Source organism: Neorhizobium tunisiense, assembly GCF_039631515.1.
Taxonomy (GTDB): Bacteria; Pseudomonadota; Alphaproteobacteria; order Rhizobiales; family Rhizobiaceae; genus Neorhizobium.
In genome coordinates this window covers 1,745,303-1,765,337 of the sequence record NZ_JBDIUU010000001.1, presented here as the reverse complement: position 1 = coordinate 1,765,337, position 20,035 = coordinate 1,745,303, and the positions used below count along the sequence as shown (strand labels likewise).

Genomic DNA, 20,035 nt, shown 5'->3' with positions numbered 1-20,035 from the left:
GCGATAGCGGCCATGTTGACGATATCGCTGTCCTTGGCGCCCATCGAGGTGATCTGCACCGACTTGTCGAGGCCGACCAGCAGTGGGCCGATTACGGTCGAAGCGCCGAGTTCCTGCAGCATGCGCGTCGAGATCGAGGCGGAATGGATCGCCGGCATGACGAGCACGTTGGCTGTCCCTGAGAGCCGGCAGAACGGATACTGCTCCATCCGGTGCGGGTTGAGCGCCACGTCTGCTGCCATCTCGCCGTCATATTCGAAATCCACGCGCCGCTGGTCGAGGATCTTGACCGCCTCGCGGACCCGCTCAGAACGTTCGCCGATCGGCTGGCCGAAGGTGGAGTAGGCGAGCATGGCGACGCGGGGCTCGTAGCCCATGCGCTTTGCGACACGGGCGGCTTCGACGGCGATATCCGCAAGATCTTCCGCATTCGGCATGTCGTGGACGGCGGTGTCGGCGACGAAGATCGTCCGGCCGCGCGAGATCACCAGCGACACGCCGATCACCTTGTGTCCCGGCTTGGGATCGATGCAACGGCTGACGTCCTGCAGGGCCGTCGCATAGTTGCGGGTCGTGCCGGTTACCATCGCATCCGCATCGCCGATCGCCACCATGGTTGCGGCAAAATGGTTGCGGTCGTTGTGGATCAGGCGCTGGACGTCGCGGTAGAGGAAGCCCTGGCGCTGCAGTCGGGCATAGAGGTGATCGATATAGGCATCGAGCCGGTTGGAAAGACGGGCGTTGACGATCTCCACGCCGGGTCGGTCGAGATCGATGCCTGCCTTTTCCGCCGTCGCGCGGATCACATCGTCGCGGCCGAGAAGGATGGCGGTGCCGAGCTTCTGGCTGGTGAAGGAAATCGCCGCGCGCATGACCTGTTCTTCTTCGGCCTCGGCGAAGACGACCCGCTTCGGGAAGCGACGGACGCGCTCGTAGATGCCTTGCGTCGTCGCGGCGATCGGATCGCGGCGGGCGGAAAGCTCGCGGCCATAGGCGGCGAGATCGGCGATGTTCTTGCGGGCGACGCCGCTTTCCATTGCGGCTTCCGCAACGGCGACGGGGATCGCCGAGATGAGGCGAGGATCGAAGGGGACCGGGATGATGTATTGCGCGCCGAAGCGGGGGCGGTTGCCCTGGTAGGCGGCAGCAACATCGTCCGGCACGTCTTCGCGGGCGAGATTGGCGAGCGCGTTGACGGCGGCGATCTTCATCGCATCGTTGATCTGGCTGGCCCTAACGTCGAGCGCGCCTCGGAAGATATAGGGGAAGCCGAGCACGTTGTTGACCTGGTTCGGATAGTCCGAGCGGCCGGTCGCCATGATTGCGTCGTCGCGGATGCGGGCGACTTCTTCCGGGGTGATTTCCGGATCGGGGTTGGCCATCGCGAAAATGATCGGCCTGTCGGCCATGGAACGGATCATCTCTTCGGTAAAGGCGCCCTTCTGGGAAAGGCCGAACACGACGTCCGCGTCCTTCATGGCTTCTTCCAGGGTCCGCTTGGTGGTTTTCACCGCGTGGGCGGATTTCCACTGGTTCATGCCCTCGGTGCGGCCCTGGTAGATGACGCCCTTGGTGTCGCAGAGGATGACATTTTCCGAATTAAAGCCCATCGCCTTGATGAGTTCGACGCAGGCGATCGCCGCGGCGCCGGCGCCGTTGCAGACGAGCTTGGTGGTCTTGAGGTCGCGGCCGGTCAGTTCCAGCGCGTTGATCAGGCCGGCGGCGGCGATGATCGCGGTACCATGCTGGTCGTCATGGAAGACCGGGATATCCATCAGCTCGCGCAGGCGGCTCTCGATGATGAAACATTCCGGCGCCTTGATGTCCTCGAGATTGATGCCGCCGAAGGAGGGGCCGAGGAAACGCACGCAGTTGATGAATTCGTCGACATTCTCGGTATCGACTTCAAGGTCGATGGAATCCACGTCGGCGAAGCGCTTGAACAGCACGGCCTTGCCTTCCATCACCGGCTTCGAGGCAAGCGCCCCGAGATTGCCGAGACCGAGGATCGCCGTGCCGTTCGAGATGACGGCCACCATGTTGCCGCGCGTCGTGTAATCATAGGCAGTCGCAGGATCGGCGGCGATCGCCTTGACCGGCACCGCGACCCCAGGCGAATAGGCGAGCGACAGATCGCGCTGGGTCGCCATCGGCTTGGTGGGATTGATTTCGAGTTTACCCGGGCGGCCTTCCGAATGGAAATCGAGCGCTTCCTGTTCGGTCACGGAAGCCCGCGCACGTGCAGCCTTCTCCGTGGCCTTGTCCTTGGCAGGCATGTTTCCTCCAGCTTTTTGTGGGCAGCCGTCCTCTAGGCCGCGGCAGATGTTGTCTTTCAGGTGTCTTCATCGATAGTGTCGCAAATTCCAGCGCGCAACAAAAAATCGGTTCCGTGACACAGTTTGAAAGATTCTCCATCGACGCCCTGAACGCTGCCGAGCTTGCCTCGGAGGAAAGCCGCGCCTCGGCAACGCCGATGATGGAGCAATATATCGAGATCAAGGCGAACAATCCGGGGTCGCTGCTCTTTTACCGCATGGGCGATTTCTATGAGCTCTTCTTCGAGGATGCGGTCGATGCGTCACGTGCTCTCGGCATCACGCTCACCAGGCGCGGCCAGCATCTCGGTCGCGAAATCCCCATGTGCGGCGTTCCGGTGCATGCCGCCGACGACTATCTGCAGAAGCTGATCTCCCTCGGTTTCCGCGTCGCCGTCTGCGAGCAGGTGGAAGACCCGGCGGAGGCCAGGAAGCGCGGCTCGAAATCGGTGGTGAAGCGTGACGTCGTCCGGCTGGTGACGCCGGGCACGATTACCGAGGAAAAACTCCTCTCACCCTCCGAATCGAACTACCTGATGGCGCTTGCCCGCATCAAGGGTGCCGCCGAACCGCTTCTGGCGCTTGCCTGGATCGATATTTCGACCGGTGTCTTCCGGCTCGCCGAGACCGATCAGTCCCGGTTGCTCGCCGATATCCTGCGCATCGAACCGCGTGAACTGATCCTGCCGGATACGATGTTTCACGACACCGAGCTGAAGCCCGTCTTCGACGTGCTCGGCAAAGTCGCGGTGCCGCAGCCATCCGTGCTCTTCGACAGCGCCAGTGCGGAGGGCCGCATTACCCGGTATTTCGGTGTCGGCACGCTCGACGGTTTCGGCAATTTTTCGCGCGCGGAGCTGGCAGCCGCCGCGGCCGCCGTCGCCTATGTGGAAAAGACCCAGATCGCCGAACGTCCGCCGCTCGGCCGCCCGGAGCGCGAAAGCGGCGCCTCCACCCTCTTCATCGACCCGGCGACCCGCGGCAATCTGGAACTGACCAAGACCTTGTCGGGCGAGCGTGAGGGTACGCTTCTGAAGGCGATCGACCGCACGGTGACCGGCGGCGGGGCCCGCCTGCTCGCTGAACGATTGATGTCGCCGCTGACGGATCCCGACCGCATCAACCGGCGCCTCGATTCGATCTCCTTCCTGCTCGAAGAGCCGTCGCTCTGCAGTGAACTGCGCTCCGGGCTGAAGCACGTGCCGGATATGCCGCGCGCCCTGTCGCGCCTGGCGCTCGATCGGGGCGGTCCGCGTGACCTCGGCAGTATTCTGCAAGGGTTGGAGGCGGCCCGCGGCGTCGCGGCCTTCCTCGACAGGGCCATGCTGCCCGAGGAACTTGCGCAGGCCCTCGACGACCTGAAGGCCTTGCCGCTTCATCTGGAATCCATGCTCGGCAACATGCTGGCGCAGGAACTGCCGCTCCTCAAGCGAGACGGCGGGTTCCTGGCCGAAGGCGCCCATTCGGACCTCGATGAGGTCCGGGCGCTGCGTGACCAGTCGCGCCGGGTCATCGCAGCGCTCCAGCTCCAATATGCCGAGGAGACCGGTATCAAGTCGCTGAAGATCAAGCACAACAACGTGCTCGGTTATTTCATCGAGGTGACGGCCGGCAATTCCGGCACGATGACCGACACGCCGGAAGGAAAGGCACGTTTCATCCATCGCCAGACCATGGCGAGTGCCATGCGTTTCACCACGACGGAACTTGCCGATCTCGAGAGCCGCATCGCCAATGCCGCCGACAAGGCGCTGACCATCGAACTCGAAGCCTTCGACAGGATGGTCGCGGCGGTGACCTCGGAGGCAGAGGCGATCAAGGCCGGCGCCCGGGCGCTGGCGGTGATTGACGTCGCTGCGGGCCTTGCCATGCTCGCCGACGAATGGAGCTATCGCCGCCCGATGGTGGATGCCTCGCGCATGTTCGCGATCGAGGGCGGTCGCCATCCGGTGGTGGAGCAGGCACTGCGGAAGCAGTCCGTCGGCCCGTTCATTGCCAACGATTGCGACCTCTCGCCACACAATGGCGGCGAGTTCGGCGCGCTCTGGCTGCTGACCGGCCCCAACATGGGCGGTAAGTCGACCTTCCTGCGCCAGAACGCGCTGATCGCCATCCTCGCGCAGATGGGGTCCTTCGTGCCGGCGGCGTCCGCCCATATCGGCATCGTCGACCGGCTTTTCTCCCGCGTCGGCGCCTCGGACGATCTGGCGCGCGGCCGCTCTACCTTCATGGTCGAGATGGTCGAGACGGCCGCCATCCTCAACCAGGCAAGCGATCGTTCGCTGGTCATCCTCGACGAGATCGGTCGTGGCACCGCGACCTTCGACGGCCTGTCGATCGCTTGGGCGGCGGTCGAGCACCTGCACGAGGCGAACAGGTGCCGCGGCCTGTTCGCCACCCATTTCCATGAGCTGACCGTGCTCTCGGAAAAACTGAACCGGCTTTCCAACGCCACGATGCGGGTGAAGGAATGGGACGGCGAGGTGATCTTCCTGCATGAAGTCGGCCCCGGTGCTGCCGACCGCTCCTACGGTATCCAGGTCGCGCGGCTGGCGGGTCTTCCCGACTCAGTGGTCGCCCGCGCCCGCGATGTGCTGACCAAGCTCGAAGATTCCGACCGCAAGAATCCCGCGAGCCAGCTGATCGACGACCTGCCGCTCTTCCAGGTCGCCGTTCGCCGTGAGGAGGCCAAGCGCGCAGGGCCTTCCAAGGTCGAAGACGCGCTGAGGGCCATCAACCCGGACGACATGACACCGCGCGAAGCTCTGGATGCGCTCTATGCGCTGAAGAAGCAGCTTAAAGCATAACGTTCCGGCAAGGATTTCAGACTGAGCGATCCCGGGCTACCCGGAGGCGAAGGATAGATGCCGGGGGGCGCCGCCGTCGAACCCTCGATCCGCATGCCTTTCCGACCTCGGATGTGGTAAAGGCCTTCGAGATCATGATTCAGGCCGCTTTTACCAAGGCTCCACGTGCTGTCCGTTCCCTTGCCCTTTCTTGCCGGCCTTGTCTTCGCGCTGACGCTCTACCGCAGTCTGAAGGGCGTCGAAACGCCGGGCTCGCGTCGTTACTTCTTCGCTTTCCTTATTCTCTATGCCCTGCAAGGCGTGATCGTCGGCCTGCATTTTGGCTACGGCATCAAAGCGCTCGCACCGATCCAGCCCATCACCGCGGCGATCATGCCGCCGCTTGCCTTCCTGGCCTTCCGAGCGTTGATGGACGAACGCTTGGAAAAGCCCTGGCTGCATGTCCTGCCACCCCTGGCCGCCGCCATAGCTGTCGGTTTCCTGCGTGCTCTCGTCGATCCATTGTTGCTGGTGATCTTCTTCGGCTATGGCATCGCGCTTTGGCGCCTGACGCTCTCAGGGGGCGCGGACGTGATGGCGGAAGCGTCGCTTCCGCGCATGAGACCGGCGCTGCGCGCCGCCCGGTTGACCGCGGGCATGATGCTGTTCTTCGCCGTCAGCGACGCCGCACTGGCGGTCTACACCGATATCTATGGCCCCCGTGATGTGCCGTTGGCGGTCGCGATCATGAACCTGGCGGCGATCGCTGCCGTGATCGCCTACTATTTTTCACCTGATTTCTCTCCAGCCAAACCGCTTCCCGCCTCCTTCGCAATCAAGCCGACCGAAGAAGACAGGGTCGCGCTATCCCGCATCGAGGCGGCCCTGGAGGAGGGGGAGCTTTACAGGAGCGAAGACCTGAGCCTTGCCAAGCTTGCCCGCAAGGCGAGGCTTCCGGCCCGCGAGGTCTCTGCCGCCATCAATCGCGTGACGGGGCTGAATGTCTCGCAATTCGTCAACGACCGCCGCATCGCCGAAGCCTGCCGCCTTCTGCGGGAAACCGAGCGGACAGTGACCCAGATCATGCTCGACGTCGGTTTTTCAACGAAATCGAACTTCAATCGTGAATTCCGCCGGGTGACTGGGACGAACCCCAAGCAGTGGAGAGCCGAGGCAAGGGCTGCGCAAGGCGCCGGTGCCAGAAAAACACCGGCTTGAACTTCGACGCAGGAAGCAACAACTTTGAAACGTCCGATGATGATAATCGTTGGTCAAGGTGCCTCAAAAAGATTATAGCCTCCCTCCGCAGGCCGGGCACCGGCAGGATAACATGGCCAGACACGACATCGATTTTTCTGAACTTCTCGACGTGGCCCGTCTTCGGGCCGATTGCCAGGCGATCGTCAAAGACAAGGACCGCCCCCAGCTCGAATTGCGCGCGGCGCTTCTGCCGCTGCTTCGCCGGGCAAGCGTCGAGGGCCGCGAAAAGGCCCGCCAGCTTCTCTCCAAGGACGGCAGCGGGCTGAATTGCGCCCGCCGCATCTCCTGGCTCCAGGACCAGCTGATCCGCGTCCTCTACGAGACGATTGCCGAAGGTCTCTATACCGAGGGTACGGATATCGCCGTGGCGGCCGTCGGCGGTTACGGCCGCGATACGCTGGCGCCCGGTTCGGACATCGATCTCCTGTTCCTGCTGCCTCCCCGAAATACCGAAACCATGCGCAAGGCCGTCGAGTTCCTGCTCTATGTTCTGTGGGACATGGGCTTCAAGGTCGGCCATGCCACCCGCACCGTTGAAGAATGCATCCGGCTGTCCAAGACGGACATGACGATCCGCACCGCCATTCTCGAAAGCCGCTACATCTGCGGCCGCGAGGCGCTGGTGAACGACCTCGAGAGCCGTTTCGACAACGAAATCGTTGCCGACACCGGCCCGGAATTCATCGCCGCCAAGCTTGCCGAACGCGACAATCGCCACGAGAAGGCCGGCGATACGCGCTATCTGGTCGAGCCGAACGTCAAGGAAGGCAAGGGCGGCCTACGCGACCTCCATACGCTCTTCTGGATCGCCAAATATTACTACCGGGTTCGCGAGACGACCGAACTGGTGAAGCTCGGCGTTCTCTCCCGCGAGGAGGCGCGCTCGTTCGAAAAGGCAGACGACTTCCTCTGGGCGGTGCGCTGTCAGATGCATTTCCTGACCGGCAAGGCGGAGGAGCGTCTCTCCTTCGACATCCAGCGCGAGATCGCCGAAAGCCTCGGTTACCATTCGCGTCCCGGCCTCTCCGCCGTCGAACGCTTCATGAAGCACTATTTCCTCGTCTCGAAGAATGTCGGCGACCTGACCCGCATTCTCTGCGCCGCGCTGGAGGAGCAGCAGGCGAAGGCGGCCCCCGGCCTCACCAACCGCGTCATCTCGCGCTTCACCAAACGTCTCAACAAGATCCCCGGCACTGTTGAATTCGTCGTGGACCGCGGCCGCATCACGCTTGCCGACCCGAACGTCTTCAAGCGGGATCCGGTCAATATCATCCGCTTTTTCCATGTGGCCGATATCAACGGGCTGGAGCTTCATCCCGACGCGCTGAAGCGCATGACCCGCTCGCTCTCGCTGATCGACAACGATGTGCGCGAAAACGAGGAGGCCAACCGGCTGTTCCTCTCGATGCTGACCTCGCGGCGTGATCCGGCGCTGATGCTGCGCCGGATGAACGAGGCGGGCGTGCTCGGCCGCTTCATTCCGGAGTTCGGCAAGGTCGTCGCGATGATGCAGTTCAACATGTATCATCACTATACGGTCGACGAGCATCTGATCCGCTCGGTCGAGGCGCTGTCGGAAGTCGATAGGGGCAAGGCCGCCGACATCCATCCGCTTGCCAACAAGGTAATGCCGAGTGTCGAAGAGCGCGAGGCGCTTTATGTCGCCGTGCTCCTGCACGACGTCGCCAAAGGCCGCCAGGAGGATCACTCGATCGCCGGCGCCCGCATCGCGCGCAAGCTTTGCCCGCGTCTCGGCCTCAATGCCAAGCAGACCGAACTCGTCGTCTGGCTGATCGAAGTGCATCTCCTGATGTCGATGACGGCCCAGACCCGCGACCTGCACGACCGCAAGACGATCACCGACTTCGCCGAGAAGGTGCAGTCGATGGACCGGCTGAAGCTGCTCCTGATCCTGACCATCTGCGATATCCGCGCCGTCGGCCCGGGTGTCTGGAACGGCTGGAAAGGCCAGCTCCTGCGCACGCTCTATTACGAGACCGAGCTGCTGCTCTCGGGCGGCTTCTCCGAGGTATCGCGCAAGGAACGGGCCAAGCTCGCCGAGGAGGAACTCGTCAAGGCATTGGCCGACTGGAGCGCCAAGGACCGCCGCACTTATTCCAAACTGCACTACCAGCCCTACCTCCTGTCGGTCTCGCTGGACGACCAGGTCCGTCATACGAAATTCCTTCGCGATACGGACAAGGCAGGCCAGGCGCTCGCCACCATGGTGAGGACCGACAGTTTCCACGCCATCACCGAGATCACGGTCCTGGCGCCGGACCATCCGCGCCTGCTGTCGATCATCGCCGGCGCCTGCGCTGCGGCGGGCGCCAATATTGCCGACGCGCAGATTTTTACGACCTCGGACGGACGGGCGCTCGACACCATTCTGGTCAACCGGGAATTCCCGGTGGACGAGGACGAATTGCGCCGCGCCGGCACGATCAGCCGGATGATCGAGGACGTGCTGTCGGGCAAGAAGCGCCTGCCGGAAGTCATCGCGACGCGCGCCAAGTCGCGCAAGCGCAACAAGACCTTCACCATTCCGCCGTCGGTCATCCTCTCGAACGGCCTGTCGAACAAGTTCACGGTCATCGAGGTGGAATGCCTCGACCGCACCGGCCTGCTCGCGGATATCACCGCCGTGCTCGCCGATCTGTCGCTCGACATTCATTCGGCGCGCATCACCACCTTCGGGGAAAAGGTCATCGATACCTTCTATGTCACCGATCTCGTCGGCCAGAAGGTCGTGAACGAGAACCGCCAGGGCAATATCGCCGCACGGCTGAAGGCTGTGATGTCCGAGCAGGAGGACGAACTCAGAAGCGGCATGCCGATGGGCATGATCGCGCCGGCCCCCAATCCGGACCAGGCGCCGCAGCCGCGCAAGTCGAAGGCAAGCATGTGAGCTCCGCCCGATGAGCCTCGTCAAGAAATTCGCGACAGTCGGCGGCGCGACCCTCGGCAGCCGGATTTTCGGTTTTGCGCGCGAGACCTTCATGGCGGCGGCGCTCGGCACCGGCCCGATGGCAGACGTCTTTTATGCTGCGTTCCGCTTCCCGAACCTCTTCCGCAGGCTATTTGCCGAGGGCGCCTTCAATGCGGCCTTCGTGCCGCTGTTTTCGAAGGAGATCGAGGCGAACGGCGTCGAGGGCGCCAAGCGCTTTTCGGAAGAGGTTTTCGGCGTTCTCTTCTCGGCGCTGATGATCATCACCATCGTCATGGAACTGATGATGCCGTGGCTGGTGGAATGGATCATCGCGCCGGGCTTCGCCGACGATCCCGAAAAGACCTCCATCACCATCCGCCTGGCGGCAGTGATGTTCCCCTATCTGATGTGCATGTCGCTGACGGCGATGATGAGCGGCATGCTCAATTCGCTGCATCACTTCTTCGCCGCCGCCATTGCCCCGGTCTTCCTGAACGTGGTGATGATCGGGGCGCTGCTCTACGGCCTCTGGATTAATGCCGATCCGCTGACCATCGCCTGGTATCTCTCCTGGAGCGTGCTGGCGGCCGGCATCCTGCAGCTTGCCGTCGTTTATGCCGGCGTGCGCCATGCCGGCATCAATATCGGCTTCCGCCGCCCCAGGATGACGCCGAACGTCAAGCGCCTGCTGGTGCTCGCGGTGCCGGCGGCCGTCACCGGCGGCATCACCCAGATCAACCAGATCATCGGCCAGGCGATCGCCTCCGGCAAGGAAGGCGCGATCGCCGCCCTTCAATATGCCGACCGTATCTACCAGCTTCCGCTCGGCGTGGTCGGCGTCGCCGTCGGCGTCGTGCTCCTGCCGGAACTTGCTCGTGCCCTGAAGGGCGGGCATCTCAAGGAAGCCGCCAATACCCAGAACCGCTCTATCGAATTTGTGCTGTTCCTGACGCTTCCGGCCGCAGCCGGGCTTTGGATCCTGTCGGACGCGATCATCCGCGTGCTCTACGAGCGAGGCGCCTTCTCCGCCGAAAACACCTCGGTCGTCGCCTCGATCCTCGCCATCTATGGCATCGGCCTGCCGGGCTTCGTGCTGATCAAGGCGCTGCAGCCCGGCTTTTATGCCCGCGAGGACACCAGGACGCCGATGCGTTTCACCATGCTCTCGGTGGTCATCAATTCCGGCTTGGCGATTTCACTTTTCCCGCTGATCGCCGAGCGCGGCATTGCGACGGCCGAGGCCGCGGCCGGCTGGACCAATACCGTTCTCCTGTTCACGACGCTCGTCTGGCGCGGTCACCTCACATGGGAATGGGCACTCGCAAGGCGAACTGCCCTGCTGCTCGTCTCGACGGCCATCATGTCCGCAACGCTGATCTATGCGCTCCGTTATGCCAGCCCATGGCTGATCCCGGATGCCCTGCTGATCCATCAGGTCGCGGCGCTCGCCTGCCTGCTCGTCCTGGCGATGGTTGTCTATTTCGCCTGCGCCTTCCTGATCGGCGGCGCCGACATCGGCATGATACGCCGGAACGTCAAGCGGAAGCCAAAGACCTAACCCCGCTTGCGCCGCCCGCAATAGGCCCAGCGGCGTTTCGGCCCGACATCCACATGTACGATGCCGTTGCAATAGCGGCCGATGCCGCCGATGCCGGGTGCGCTCGCCGCGGCGGCGAGGATTGCTCGTTCCGACACGCCCGGTACCCGGATGTCGGCCGCATAACAATGACTGTGCTGCGATCTGCCCGAATGCGGCCGGTGGCCCGACGTGACCATCGGCTTGCGCCCGGTCTCGCGCGCAATATGCGCAAGGATAGCCCCCAGCTTTTCCGGGAAGCAGCTCGTTCGCACGCTGATCCGCTGCACGGTGAAGAAGGCTGAATAATCGTGCTTGAAGGAAGTGCTTCTTCGCTTTTGGCTTTCGCCAGCTTCTGCGGTGACATTCAGGCCTAGCGCCAATAGGCAGGAAAGCGCGACGCGAAATATGATGCGCATGGGATATCCCCCGAGAACAGACCGTGTCGTTGATGACCGGTTAACCGTGGTGCGCCTGGGTATTTCCTTTCCAAAAGGGGCGCGAATAAGGAGGCTTTTGCTCAGAAATGGGATTGTGGCTGCCTAAAAGGCTAACGTCTGTTAATCTATTCGGAGAGGATGGAGGAAAAATTTTGCCTTTAGGCGTATTGACGTAGGCGAGATGCTGCCAAAGAGGTAGTCGTTTCCCGGTCCTACCTCGAATGGTTATGGTGGTGGTTCTTTTGTCGCTATAGTGTTTAGGGACGCGCCCTGAACCGGCTTTTCACCCTCCGCCGGACCGCCATTCCTGGCGGGCGAAAGTCAATCTGCTCCGGAGTTTTGCATGCCAATCCAATCGCTGTTTCTCGTGGCCCTGATCGTCGACGACTACGACCGGGCAAAGGATTTCTATTGCGGCGTGCTCGGCTTCGATTGCCTGGAGGACAGCGTCCAGCCGGAAGGTAAACGCTGGCTCGTGGTGAAGCCGAAGGGCGGCGAGGGCGCGGCGCTGCTGCTGGCAGAAGCTGCCACCGACACGCAGAAGGCGGCGATCGGCAACCAGACCGGCGGCCGCGTCGGGTTTTTCCTCAAGACGGATGATTTCGCCCGCGATCACTCCGCCATGACCGCCATGGGCGTCCGTTTCCTCGAGGAGCCGCGGCATGAGATTTACGGGTCGGTGGCGGTGTTTGCCGATCCCTACGGCAACACCTGGGATCTGATTGAACACGCGGCACGCTGATGCTCTTGATCCCCTGCGCTTCGCCGTGCATAAGCCCGCGCGTTAGCAACATGACCCTTCGGGTCTGGGGCCCTCCACCAGCCTATTGAGGACGATATGAATACCTTCAAGCCGCTTGTCTTTTCCGGCGTCCAGCCGACCGGCAATCTCCACCTCGGCAACTACCTCGGCGCGATCCGCAAGTTCGTGGCGCTGCAGGAAAACAACGACTGCATCTATTGCGTCGTCGATCTGCACGCGATCACCGCCCAGCTGGTCCATGACGACCTGCGGGGACAGATCCGCTCGATCGCGGCCGCCTTCATTGCTTCGGGCATCGATCCGAAGAAACATATCGTCTTCAACCAGTCGGCCGTGCCGCAGCATGCGGAGCTCGCCTGGGTCTTCAATTGCGTCGCCCGCATCGGCTGGATGAACCGCATGACCCAGTTCAAGGACAAGGCCGGCAAGGATCGCGAGAACGCCTCGCTCGGCCTGCTCGCCTATCCGAGCCTGATGGCCGCCGACATTCTCGTCTACCGGGCCACCCACGTGCCGGTCGGCGACGACCAGAAGCAGCATCTGGAGCTTGCCCGCGATATCGCCCAGAAGTTCAACATCGACTTCCAGGAGAAGATCCGCGCCGCCGGCACCGGCGTCGACATGGTCGTCGGCGAGGAGCCGATCCATGGTTTCTTCCCTTTGGTCGAGCCGCTGATCGAGGGGCCGGCGCCGCGCGTCATGTCACTGCGTGACGGCACCAAGAAGATGTCGAAATCCGACCCGTCGGACCTGTCGCGCATCAACCTGATGGACGAGCCGGAAGAGATCGCCAAGAAGATCCGCAAGGCCAAGACCGATCCGGAGGGCTTGCCGAGCGAACTCGAAGGTCTGAAGGGTCGCCCGGAAGCCGACAATCTGGTTGGCATCTATGCAGCCCTTGCCGACAGGACCAAGGCCGACGTTCTCGCCGAGTATGGCGGCCAGCAGTTCTCGGTCTTCAAGCCTGCTCTCGCCGACCTCGCCGTTCACGTGCTCGCGCCGATCACGTCGGAAATGCGCCGCCTCATGGACGACACGACCCATATTGATGCGATCCTCAAGGATGGCGGCGAGCGCGCCCGCGCCCGCGCCGAGAAGGTCATGGGAGATGTCTTCGACATCGTCGGTTTCCTGCGCTGAGATTATCGGCGCCTTTCAAGTCACGCAAAGATTGCATACCCGTCACGACATTCGTGGCGGGTTTTCATTTTCTTCGGTTGGTATAAGTTCCGCATCACGACTACTTGGGTCGTCTACATGCGAAGGAGGGGCGGCATGGTATCGAAACGGCTATCGCGGCTTGAAGGGCACCGGCGCAAGTTCATGGCGGTCATCGACGGCACGCCGGAATGTGAAAAGGCGGTCCATTACGCCGGGCGCCGCGCCAAGAACTCCAACGGCGGTCTCGTCCTGCTGTTCGTTATCCCCGAGGGCGATTTCCAGCAGTGGCTGGGCGTCGAGCAGATCATGCGTGCCGAGGCCCGCGAAGAAGCGGATGCAGTGATGGCCAAGGCCGCCCAGAAGGTGCGCGAGACGATCGGCATCGATCCGGAAATCGTCATCCGCGAAGGCAACGCCAGCGAACAGATCATCCAGCTGGTCGACGAGGACCGCGATATCGCCGTCCTCGTCCTGGCGGCCGGCTCCACCAAGGAAGGGCCGGGACCCCTGGTGTCCGCCGTTGCAGCCTTCCCGATTCCCGTCACCGTGCTGCCCGACACGCTGACGGCCGACGAAATCGACGCGCTGGCCTGATTGCGGACTTGATCTTGCGCAGGCAAAGGAGCACTTGAACGAAAAGCTGATACGGCTTATCTTCTTTTGAAGAGTTCTAAATTTGCGAGGGGCGCCGTGCCCCAGGAGAGACGAGATGTTCATTCAGACGGAAGCCACCCCCAACCCGGCGACCCTGAAGTTCCTGCCTGGCAAAGTCGTCATGGATAAAGGCACCGCCGATTTCCGCAATGCCGGCGAGGCGGAAGCATCCCCGCTGGCCGAGCGTCTGTTTGGCATCTCCGGCGTCACCGGCGTCTATTTTGGCTACGACTTTATCACGGTGACCAAGGAAAGCGCCGAATGGCAGCACCTCAAGCCGGCGATCCTCGGCTCGATCATGGAGCACTTCATGTCCGGTGCGCCGGTCATGGGCGGTACGTCCACGCTTGCGGAAGCATCCGACGTCGAAGGCGAGTTCTTCGATGAGGACGACGAAACGATCGTCGCGACGATCAAGGAACTGCTCGAGACCCGCGTCCGCCCGGCCGTCGCCCAGGATGGCGGCGACATTACCTTCAAGGGTTTCCGCGACGGCACGGTCTACCTCAACATGAAGGGCGCATGCTCCGGCTGCCCGTCCTCCACTGCGACGCTGAAGCACGGCGTACAGAACCTGCTCAAGCATTTCGTTCCGGAAGTGCAGGCGGTCGAAGCTCTCTGAGCCCGCCGGCACCGTTGAATGATTGTTCTCGCCATCGATACCGCCGGGGTGGATTGCTCCGCAGCGCTCTATGACAGCGCCGCGGGCAAAGTGCTGTCTGAAGTGACCGAGACGATCGGCAAGGGCCATGCCGAAAGGCTGATGGCGGTCATCGATGAAGCGCTCGCCGTCGCCAACCTTCCTCTCAAGTCAGTCGAGCGTGTGGCGGTCGTCATCGGCCCCGGCTCGTTCACCGGCATTCGCGTCGGCGTTGCGGCCGCCCGTGGTTTGGCGCTGGCCCTTGGTGTCGAATCGGTCGGAGTGACCACGCTTGAGGCTCTTGCGGTCAAATTCCTTGGCGAACATCCAGGCCATCCGGTCGTGGTCGCCATGGATGCCAAGCGCAACGAAGTCTACACACAGGCATTTTCCGCTGCGGGCGAGGCGTTGAGCCAACCCGCCGCGCTTTCGCCGGAGGACGCTTCGGAACTGGCCAAATCTCTTTCGGCGGCAGCGACCGGCTCCTGGGTCGATCACTCCCTTGGTAAGGGAGCGGCCGATTATGACGGCCGGGACCGCTTCGATATCACCGTTGTCGCGCGCATAGCCGCCGAAAAACCTGTGGATGCGCAACGTCCCAAACCATTGTATCTTCGTGGACCAGATGCGAAACCGCAGACCGGTTTTGCCCTTGCCCGTTCGTGAATGTACAGACTGCGCCGATGCTCGACGATTACCTGACCTGGAAGCCGTATTTCGAAGTCGTGCCGATGGAGGCGAGCGATTGCCTGGAGATCTCCGAACTGCATGGCCAGCGATTTCCACGCCAGTGGAGTGACGGGGAATTCCAGAACCTGCTCCTGCAGCAAAATGTCTTCGGTTTTATCGCCCGTCAGACCAATGCGTTTTTCTCCAAGCCGCTCGGTGGTTTTGTTCTGTCGCGGGAAGCAGCCGGCGAGGCGGAGATCCTGACAGTCGCCGTCAACGAGAAATTCGGCCGGGTGGGGCTTGGCTGGCGTCTGATGCAGGCCGCCCTGCGAGAGGCGGCGGCGCGCGGCGGAGAGAGCATGTTCCTGGAAGTGGAGGCGGCGAATCGCCCTGCTGTCGAGCTTTACCGCAAGCTCGGTTTCCAGAAAGTGGGCGAGCGACCCGCCTATTATGCGGGGCCGGACGGGACGCGATCCACGGCGCTTGTCATGAGCCGAGTTCTTCGCTAGTCCGTTAACTTCTACGGGAACGTTTCGAAGGCCAAAACGACATGACAGACCTTTCCAAGACCCTGGAGGAGCTGTGTGCCGAGAAAGGCATGCGAATGACGGATCAACGCCGCGTGATCGCGCGTATCCTGCAGGAGTCCGTTGACCATCCGGATGTCGAGGAACTTTATCGCCGGTCCTCGAAGGTCGATTCGCGCATCTCGATTTCGACGGTCTACCGCACCGTGAAACTCTTCGAGGACGAGGGGATCATCGAGCGTCACGATTTCCGCGACGGCCGCTCGCGTTACGAGACCGTGCCTGAGGAACACCACGACCATATGATCGATCTCAATACCGGCAACGTCATCGAGTTCCGCTCGGCGGAAATCGAGGCGCTGCAGGAACGCATCGCCCGGGAACACGGGTTCCGTCTCGTCGGTCACCGGCTGGAGCTCTACGGCATCCCGCTGGACAAGGACGATAAGTGATTACCTGGGCGCGGATCGGCTTCGTTTTTGTCGTTCTTCTCGCAGTTACGCTGATTTTGTGGCCGTTTCAGCTCCTTGGCCTCGCCCTCGATCTCAAGATCCGCCGCTATATCCCGCGCTATTGGCATAAGACCGCCTGTTTCCTGCTCGGCATCCGTATTCATGTTCACGGCACATTGGAGCGTCGCCGGCCGCTGATGCTTGCCTGTAATCATGCGTCGTGGAAGGATATTCTCGTGCTCGGCGCAATCGCCGACGTGGTCTTCATTGCCAAGATGCAAGTGTCGGAGTGGCCGGTCTTCGGCACGCTCGCCAAGCTGCAGAAGAGCATCTTCGTCGCCCGCGAGCAGAAGCGCCGCACCGGCGATCAGGTGAACGAGATCGCCGAGCGCATGGCGGCCGGCGAGATCGTCGTGCTTTTTCCCGAGGGCACCACCTCCGACGGCAACCGGCTTCTGGAGGTCAAGTCGTCATTGTTCGGCGCTGCTGCTGCCGCGGTGCAGCGCACGCCGGAAGGCGTCGTGCATGTCCAACCGGTGGCGATCGCCTATACCCGCATCCATGGCATGGCCATGGGCCGTTATCATCGGCCGATCGCCGCCTGGCCGGGCGATATCGAACTCATGCCGCATCTGCTCGGTGTCCTGAAGGAAGGGGCGCTCGACGTGGACGTCGCCTTCGGGGAAACGGTCGATTTCCGCGCCGGCGATAACCGCAAGCATCTGAGCATGGCCGTGACGAGCCGGCTTCGCCGCATGCTGATCCGCCATCTGCGGGGTCGTGACTACGACACCCTTTAGGAAACGCTTCATTTCCGGGTCTTCTTGCGGTATGGAGCAGCCATGAACGAACATGTCTCCCTTTCCGCGGCCGCTGACGAGCCGGTCCAGCGCTCGAATTCCCGCAAGGTCTTCATCAAGACCTACGGCTGCCAGATGAATGTCTATGATTCAGGCCGCATGAGCGATGCGCTGGCCGGGGAAGGTTACGTGCCGACCGAAGAGATGAGCGAGGCCGACCTAATCCTCCTCAACACCTGTCACATCCGCGAGAAGGCGGCAGACAAGGTGTATTCTGCGCTTGGGCGTCTTCGCGACATGAAGAAGGCACGCGCTGCCGAAGGCCGGGAGCTGATGATCGGCGTCGCCGGCTGTGTCGCCCAGGCGGAAGGCGAGGAAATCATCCGCCGTGCGCCGGCCGTCGACGTCGTGATCGGCCCGCAGACCTATCATCGTCTGCCGGAAGCGCTGAGGCGCGCCCGCGGCGGAAAGCCTGTCGTCGATACCGAATACGCCGTCGAGGACAAGTTCGAGCACCTGCCGGCAACCGAGAAGGCGAAAATCCGCGCCCGCGGCGTCACGGCCTTTCTCACTGTTCAGGAAGGCTGCGACAAGTTCTGCACCTTCTGCGTGGTTCCCTATACCCGCGGTTCGGAAGTCTCCCGACCCGTACAGCAGATCGTCGACGAAGCATGGCGGCTGGTCGATGGCGGCGTTCGCGAAATCACGCTGCTCGGCCAGAACGTCAACGCCTGGCGTGCGGAAGGCCCGAAAGGCGGCGAATGGAGCTTGGGCGACCTTCTTTATCGCCTGGCGGAAATCCCCGGCCTCGCGCGTCTGCGCTATACGACCAGCCATCCGCGCGACATGGATGATCGCCTGATCGAAGCGCATCGCAACCTGCGCACCCTGATGCCCTATCTGCATCTGCCGGTTCAGGCCGGTTCGGACCGCATTCTGAAAGCCATGAACCGTCGCCATACGGGCGCCGAATATCTGCGCCTGATCGAGCGCATCCGCGATGCCCGGCCGGATATCGCCATCGCCGGAGATTTCATCGTCGGGTTCCCCGGCGAGACGGACAAGGACTTCGAAGACACGCTTCGCCTCGTCGAGGACGTGAACTACGCCCAGGCCTATTCCTTCAAATATTCGACCCGCCCCGGCACGCCCGGCGCCGACCTCGGCGATCAGGTGCCGGAAGAGGTGAAGGCGGATCGGCTCGAAAGATTGCAGGCCCTGCTCTTGAAACAGCAGGCCGGGTTCGCCAAATCCTGCGTCGGAAAGGTCATCGATCTGTTGCTGGAAAAGCCCGGTCGCATGCCAGGACAGGTAATCGGACGTTCTCCCTGGCTTCAATCTGTGAATGTTGATGCAAAAACATCGCAAATCGGTGACATTATCCAGGTACGAATCAGCGGAACCGGCCCGAACAGCTTGTTTGCCGAACCGGCAGAGAGTTTAATAGGCGCCTGAGTTAACATCGAGGAGCTTGCCTACTTGAACGGACGTGAATTGGTTTCTTCATCCGCGCGCCAACCCCGCACCGCCGCTACCGACGCCAATCACTTTGTCCTGACGTTCGAGAACAATAGGTTCGCCAGCGAGCTTTTCGGTCAGTTCGATCAGAATCTCAAACTTCTCGAAGAGCGGCTCCATATCGATGCCAGGGCACGCGGCAACTCGGTGGCCATCTCCGGCGATCTGACCGCGACAAACCAGGCGCGCCGGGCGCTGGATTTCCTCTATGAGCGTGTCCAGAAGGGCGGGTCGGTCGAGACCTCCGATGTCGACGGCGCGATCCGCATGGCGCAAGCGGCGGACGACCAACTGCAGCTGCCGACGCTGGAGAAAAAAGCCAAGCTCTCCATGAGCCAGATTTCAACCAAGAAGAAGACGGTCGTCGCGCGCACTCCGACCCAGGACGCCTATATGCGGGCGCTGGAACGGTCGGAACTCGTTTTCGGTGTCGGCCCGGCTGGTACCGGCAAGACCTACCTTGCCGTGGCGCACGCGGCCCAGCTTTTGGAACGCGGCGCCGTCGATCGCATCATCCTCTCGCGCCCGGCCGTCGAAGCCGGTGAGCGCCTGGGCTTTCTCCCCGGTGACATGAAGGAGAAGGTCGATCCCTATCTGCGGCCGCTCTATGATGCGCTTTATGACATGATGCCCGGCGACAAGGTGGAGCGGGCGATCACCGCCGGCGTCATCGAAATTGCGCCACTCGCATTCATGCGCGGTCGCACGCTCGCAAACGCTGCCGTCATCCTCGACGAGGCGCAGAACACCACGTCGATGCAGATGAAGATGTTCCTGACGCGTCTCGGCGAAAATGCCCGGATGATCATCACCGGTGACCCGAGCCAGGTCGACCTTCCGCGCGGCGTGAAGTCCGGCCTCGTGGAAGCGCTGCAGATCCTGAAGGGCGTCGAAGGCATTTCGGTGATCCGCTTCAAGGATACCGACGTGGTCCGCCATCCGCTGGTCGGCCGCATCGTCAGGGCCTATGATGCGCAATATGCCGTCCACGAGGAGAGCGAGGAAGTCGACCGGTAACGGTCGGCTCCAAACCTTATGCCCCAACTCGACATACAGATCAGCATTGAAGACGAGGGCTGGCCCGAAGAGCCGGCCCTTTTGGCCCTGAGCGAAAAAACGCTTGGCGCGGCGGCCGAATTCCTGGTGGACCGGGAAAAACAACCATTCCCGGAAATCGCCCCGGAATTGTCGTTGGTCTTTACCGACGACGCGGCGATCAAGGAAATCAATGCCGAATGGCGCGGCAAGGACAAGCCGACCAACGTGCTGTCTTTTCCGGCTTTTCCGCTCGAACCGGGCAAGATGCCCGGCCCGATGCTCGGCGATATCGTCATCGCCCGCGAGACGGTTGAGCGGGAAGCGGTTGATCTCGACAAGAGTTTCGAGGATCATCTGACCCATCTGCTCGTCCACGGTTTCCTGCATCTGTTCGGCTACGACCATATGCAAACGGACGAAGCGGAACGAATGGAAGCGTTGGAGATTCGCATTTTGGCCACCCTTGGCCTATCTGACCCCTATGCGGGGCAAGACCCGATAGTATAG

The 20,035-nt window shown here is 62.2% G+C and carries 17 protein-coding genes; 15 read left to right on the top strand and 2 right to left on the bottom strand.

Annotated elements, in window-relative coordinates; translation table 11 throughout:
* The coding region (locus tag ABCW43_RS09195; RefSeq protein ID WP_345923259.1) for an NADP-dependent malic enzyme at positions 1-2,276 on the bottom strand (2,276 nt) is incomplete at its 3' end.
* A gap of 197 nt (positions 2,277-2,473) precedes the next feature.
* Here ABCW43_RS09195 and mutS point away from each other — a divergent pair.
* From mutS to murJ, 4 genes are all read left to right on the top strand, one after another.
* Positions 2,474-5,122 (top strand): DNA mismatch repair protein MutS, encoded by a 2,649-nt coding sequence (gene mutS / locus ABCW43_RS09190; RefSeq protein ID WP_345923429.1) that lies wholly within the window; start codon positions 2,474-2,476, stop codon positions 5,120-5,122.
* Between the two features lie 165 nt (positions 5,123-5,287).
* Positions 5,288-6,319, top strand: a complete 1,032-nt coding sequence (locus tag ABCW43_RS09185) for a helix-turn-helix domain-containing protein (RefSeq protein WP_345923257.1) — start codon at positions 5,288-5,290, stop codon at positions 6,317-6,319.
* Between the two features lie 112 nt (positions 6,320-6,431).
* On the top strand, positions 6,432-9,269 hold the full coding sequence (locus tag ABCW43_RS09180; protein ID WP_345923255.1) for a [protein-PII] uridylyltransferase: 2,838 nt from the start codon (positions 6,432-6,434) through the stop codon (positions 9,267-9,269).
* Between the two features lie 10 nt (positions 9,270-9,279).
* The gene (murJ, locus tag ABCW43_RS09175) at positions 9,280-10,848 is read left to right on the top strand and encodes a murein biosynthesis integral membrane protein MurJ (RefSeq protein WP_345923253.1); all 1,569 of its coding nucleotides are present in this window, start codon (positions 9,280-9,282) and stop codon (positions 10,846-10,848) included.
* On the opposite strand, the gene ABCW43_RS09170 is transcribed toward murJ, so the two are convergent.
* Positions 10,845-11,285: a peptidoglycan L,D-endopeptidase MepK gene (locus ABCW43_RS09170; RefSeq protein WP_345923252.1), complete on the bottom strand. Its 441-nt coding sequence runs from the start codon at positions 11,283-11,285 to the stop codon at positions 10,845-10,847. The genes murJ and ABCW43_RS09170 overlap by 4 nt on opposite strands.
* 364 nt (positions 11,286-11,649) lie before the next feature.
* On the opposite strand from ABCW43_RS09170, the gene ABCW43_RS09165 reads away from it, so the two are divergent.
* The 11 genes from ABCW43_RS09165 (at position 11,650) to ybeY (ending at position 20,035) form a co-directional block, all read left to right on the top strand.
* On the top strand, positions 11,650-12,048 hold the full coding sequence (locus ABCW43_RS09165; protein WP_345923250.1) for a VOC family protein: 399 nt from the start codon (positions 11,650-11,652) through the stop codon (positions 12,046-12,048).
* A gap of 96 nt (positions 12,049-12,144) precedes the next feature.
* Positions 12,145-13,209 (top strand): tryptophan--tRNA ligase, encoded by a 1,065-nt coding sequence (trpS, locus tag ABCW43_RS09160; RefSeq protein ID WP_105432150.1) that lies wholly within the window; start codon positions 12,145-12,147, stop codon positions 13,207-13,209.
* Positions 13,210-13,344: 135 nt separating this feature from the next.
* The gene (locus ABCW43_RS09155; RefSeq protein ID WP_345923247.1) at positions 13,345-13,824 is read left to right on the top strand and encodes a universal stress protein; all 480 of its coding nucleotides are present in this window, start codon (positions 13,345-13,347) and stop codon (positions 13,822-13,824) included.
* A 115-nt stretch (positions 13,825-13,939) separates the two neighbouring features.
* Positions 13,940-14,506, top strand: a complete 567-nt coding sequence (locus ABCW43_RS09150) for a NifU family protein (RefSeq protein WP_038583397.1) — start codon at positions 13,940-13,942, stop codon at positions 14,504-14,506.
* A gap of 18 nt (positions 14,507-14,524) precedes the next feature.
* Complete coding sequence (gene tsaB / locus ABCW43_RS09145) at positions 14,525-15,190, top strand: tRNA (adenosine(37)-N6)-threonylcarbamoyltransferase complex dimerization subunit type 1 TsaB (protein ID WP_345923243.1); 666 nt, start codon at positions 14,525-14,527, stop codon at positions 15,188-15,190.
* 17 nt (positions 15,191-15,207) lie between these two features.
* Positions 15,208-15,702: a GNAT family N-acetyltransferase gene (locus tag ABCW43_RS09140; protein WP_046628535.1), complete on the top strand. Its 495-nt coding sequence runs from the start codon at positions 15,208-15,210 to the stop codon at positions 15,700-15,702.
* A 41-nt stretch (positions 15,703-15,743) separates the two neighbouring features.
* On the top strand, positions 15,744-16,172 hold the full coding sequence (locus ABCW43_RS09135) for a Fur family transcriptional regulator (protein WP_345923240.1): 429 nt from the start codon (positions 15,744-15,746) through the stop codon (positions 16,170-16,172).
* Complete coding sequence (olsA, locus tag ABCW43_RS09130) at positions 16,169-16,972, top strand: lyso-ornithine lipid O-acyltransferase (RefSeq protein ID WP_345923238.1); 804 nt, start codon at positions 16,169-16,171, stop codon at positions 16,970-16,972. The genes ABCW43_RS09135 and olsA overlap by 4 nt, the downstream gene beginning before the upstream one ends.
* Before the next feature lie 42 nt (positions 16,973-17,014).
* On the top strand, positions 17,015-18,427 hold the full coding sequence (miaB, locus tag ABCW43_RS09125; protein WP_345923236.1) for a tRNA (N6-isopentenyl adenosine(37)-C2)-methylthiotransferase MiaB: 1,413 nt from the start codon (positions 17,015-17,017) through the stop codon (positions 18,425-18,427).
* Positions 18,428-18,451: 24 nt separating this feature from the next.
* Positions 18,452-19,507: a PhoH family protein gene (locus ABCW43_RS09120; protein ID WP_345923234.1), complete on the top strand. Its 1,056-nt coding sequence runs from the start codon at positions 18,452-18,454 to the stop codon at positions 19,505-19,507.
* Between the two features lie 18 nt (positions 19,508-19,525).
* Positions 19,526-20,035, top strand: a complete 510-nt coding sequence (gene ybeY, locus ABCW43_RS09115) for an rRNA maturation RNase YbeY (protein WP_345923231.1) — start codon at positions 19,526-19,528, stop codon at positions 20,033-20,035.

Bases quoted from the DNA above. Each gene is read 5' to 3' on its own strand.
- mutS (WP_345923429.1), top strand. From the start codon at position 2,474: ATGATGGAGCAATATATCGAGATCAAGGCGAACAATCCGGGGTCGCTG.
- ABCW43_RS09180 (WP_345923255.1), top strand. From the start codon at position 6,432: ATGGCCAGACACGACATCGATTTTTCTGAACTTCTCGACGTGGCCCGT.
- murJ (WP_345923253.1), top strand. From the start codon at position 9,280: ATGAGCCTCGTCAAGAAATTCGCGACAGTCGGCGGCGCGACCCTCGGC.
- ABCW43_RS09170 (WP_345923252.1), bottom strand. From the start codon at position 11,285: ATGCGCATCATATTTCGCGTCGCGCTTTCCTGCCTATTGGCGCTAGGC.
- ABCW43_RS09165 (WP_345923250.1), top strand. From the start codon at position 11,650: ATGCCAATCCAATCGCTGTTTCTCGTGGCCCTGATCGTCGACGACTAC.
- trpS (WP_105432150.1), top strand. From the start codon at position 12,145: ATGAATACCTTCAAGCCGCTTGTCTTTTCCGGCGTCCAGCCGACCGGC.
- ABCW43_RS09155 (WP_345923247.1), top strand. From the start codon at position 13,345: ATGGTATCGAAACGGCTATCGCGGCTTGAAGGGCACCGGCGCAAGTTC.
- ABCW43_RS09150 (WP_038583397.1), top strand. From the start codon at position 13,940: ATGTTCATTCAGACGGAAGCCACCCCCAACCCGGCGACCCTGAAGTTC.
- tsaB (WP_345923243.1), top strand. From the start codon at position 14,525: ATGATTGTTCTCGCCATCGATACCGCCGGGGTGGATTGCTCCGCAGCG.
- ABCW43_RS09140 (WP_046628535.1), top strand. From the start codon at position 15,208: ATGCTCGACGATTACCTGACCTGGAAGCCGTATTTCGAAGTCGTGCCG.
- ABCW43_RS09135 (WP_345923240.1), top strand. From the start codon at position 15,744: ATGACAGACCTTTCCAAGACCCTGGAGGAGCTGTGTGCCGAGAAAGGC.
- miaB (WP_345923236.1), top strand. From the start codon at position 17,015: ATGAACGAACATGTCTCCCTTTCCGCGGCCGCTGACGAGCCGGTCCAG.
- ybeY (WP_345923231.1), top strand. From the start codon at position 19,526: ATGCCCCAACTCGACATACAGATCAGCATTGAAGACGAGGGCTGGCCC.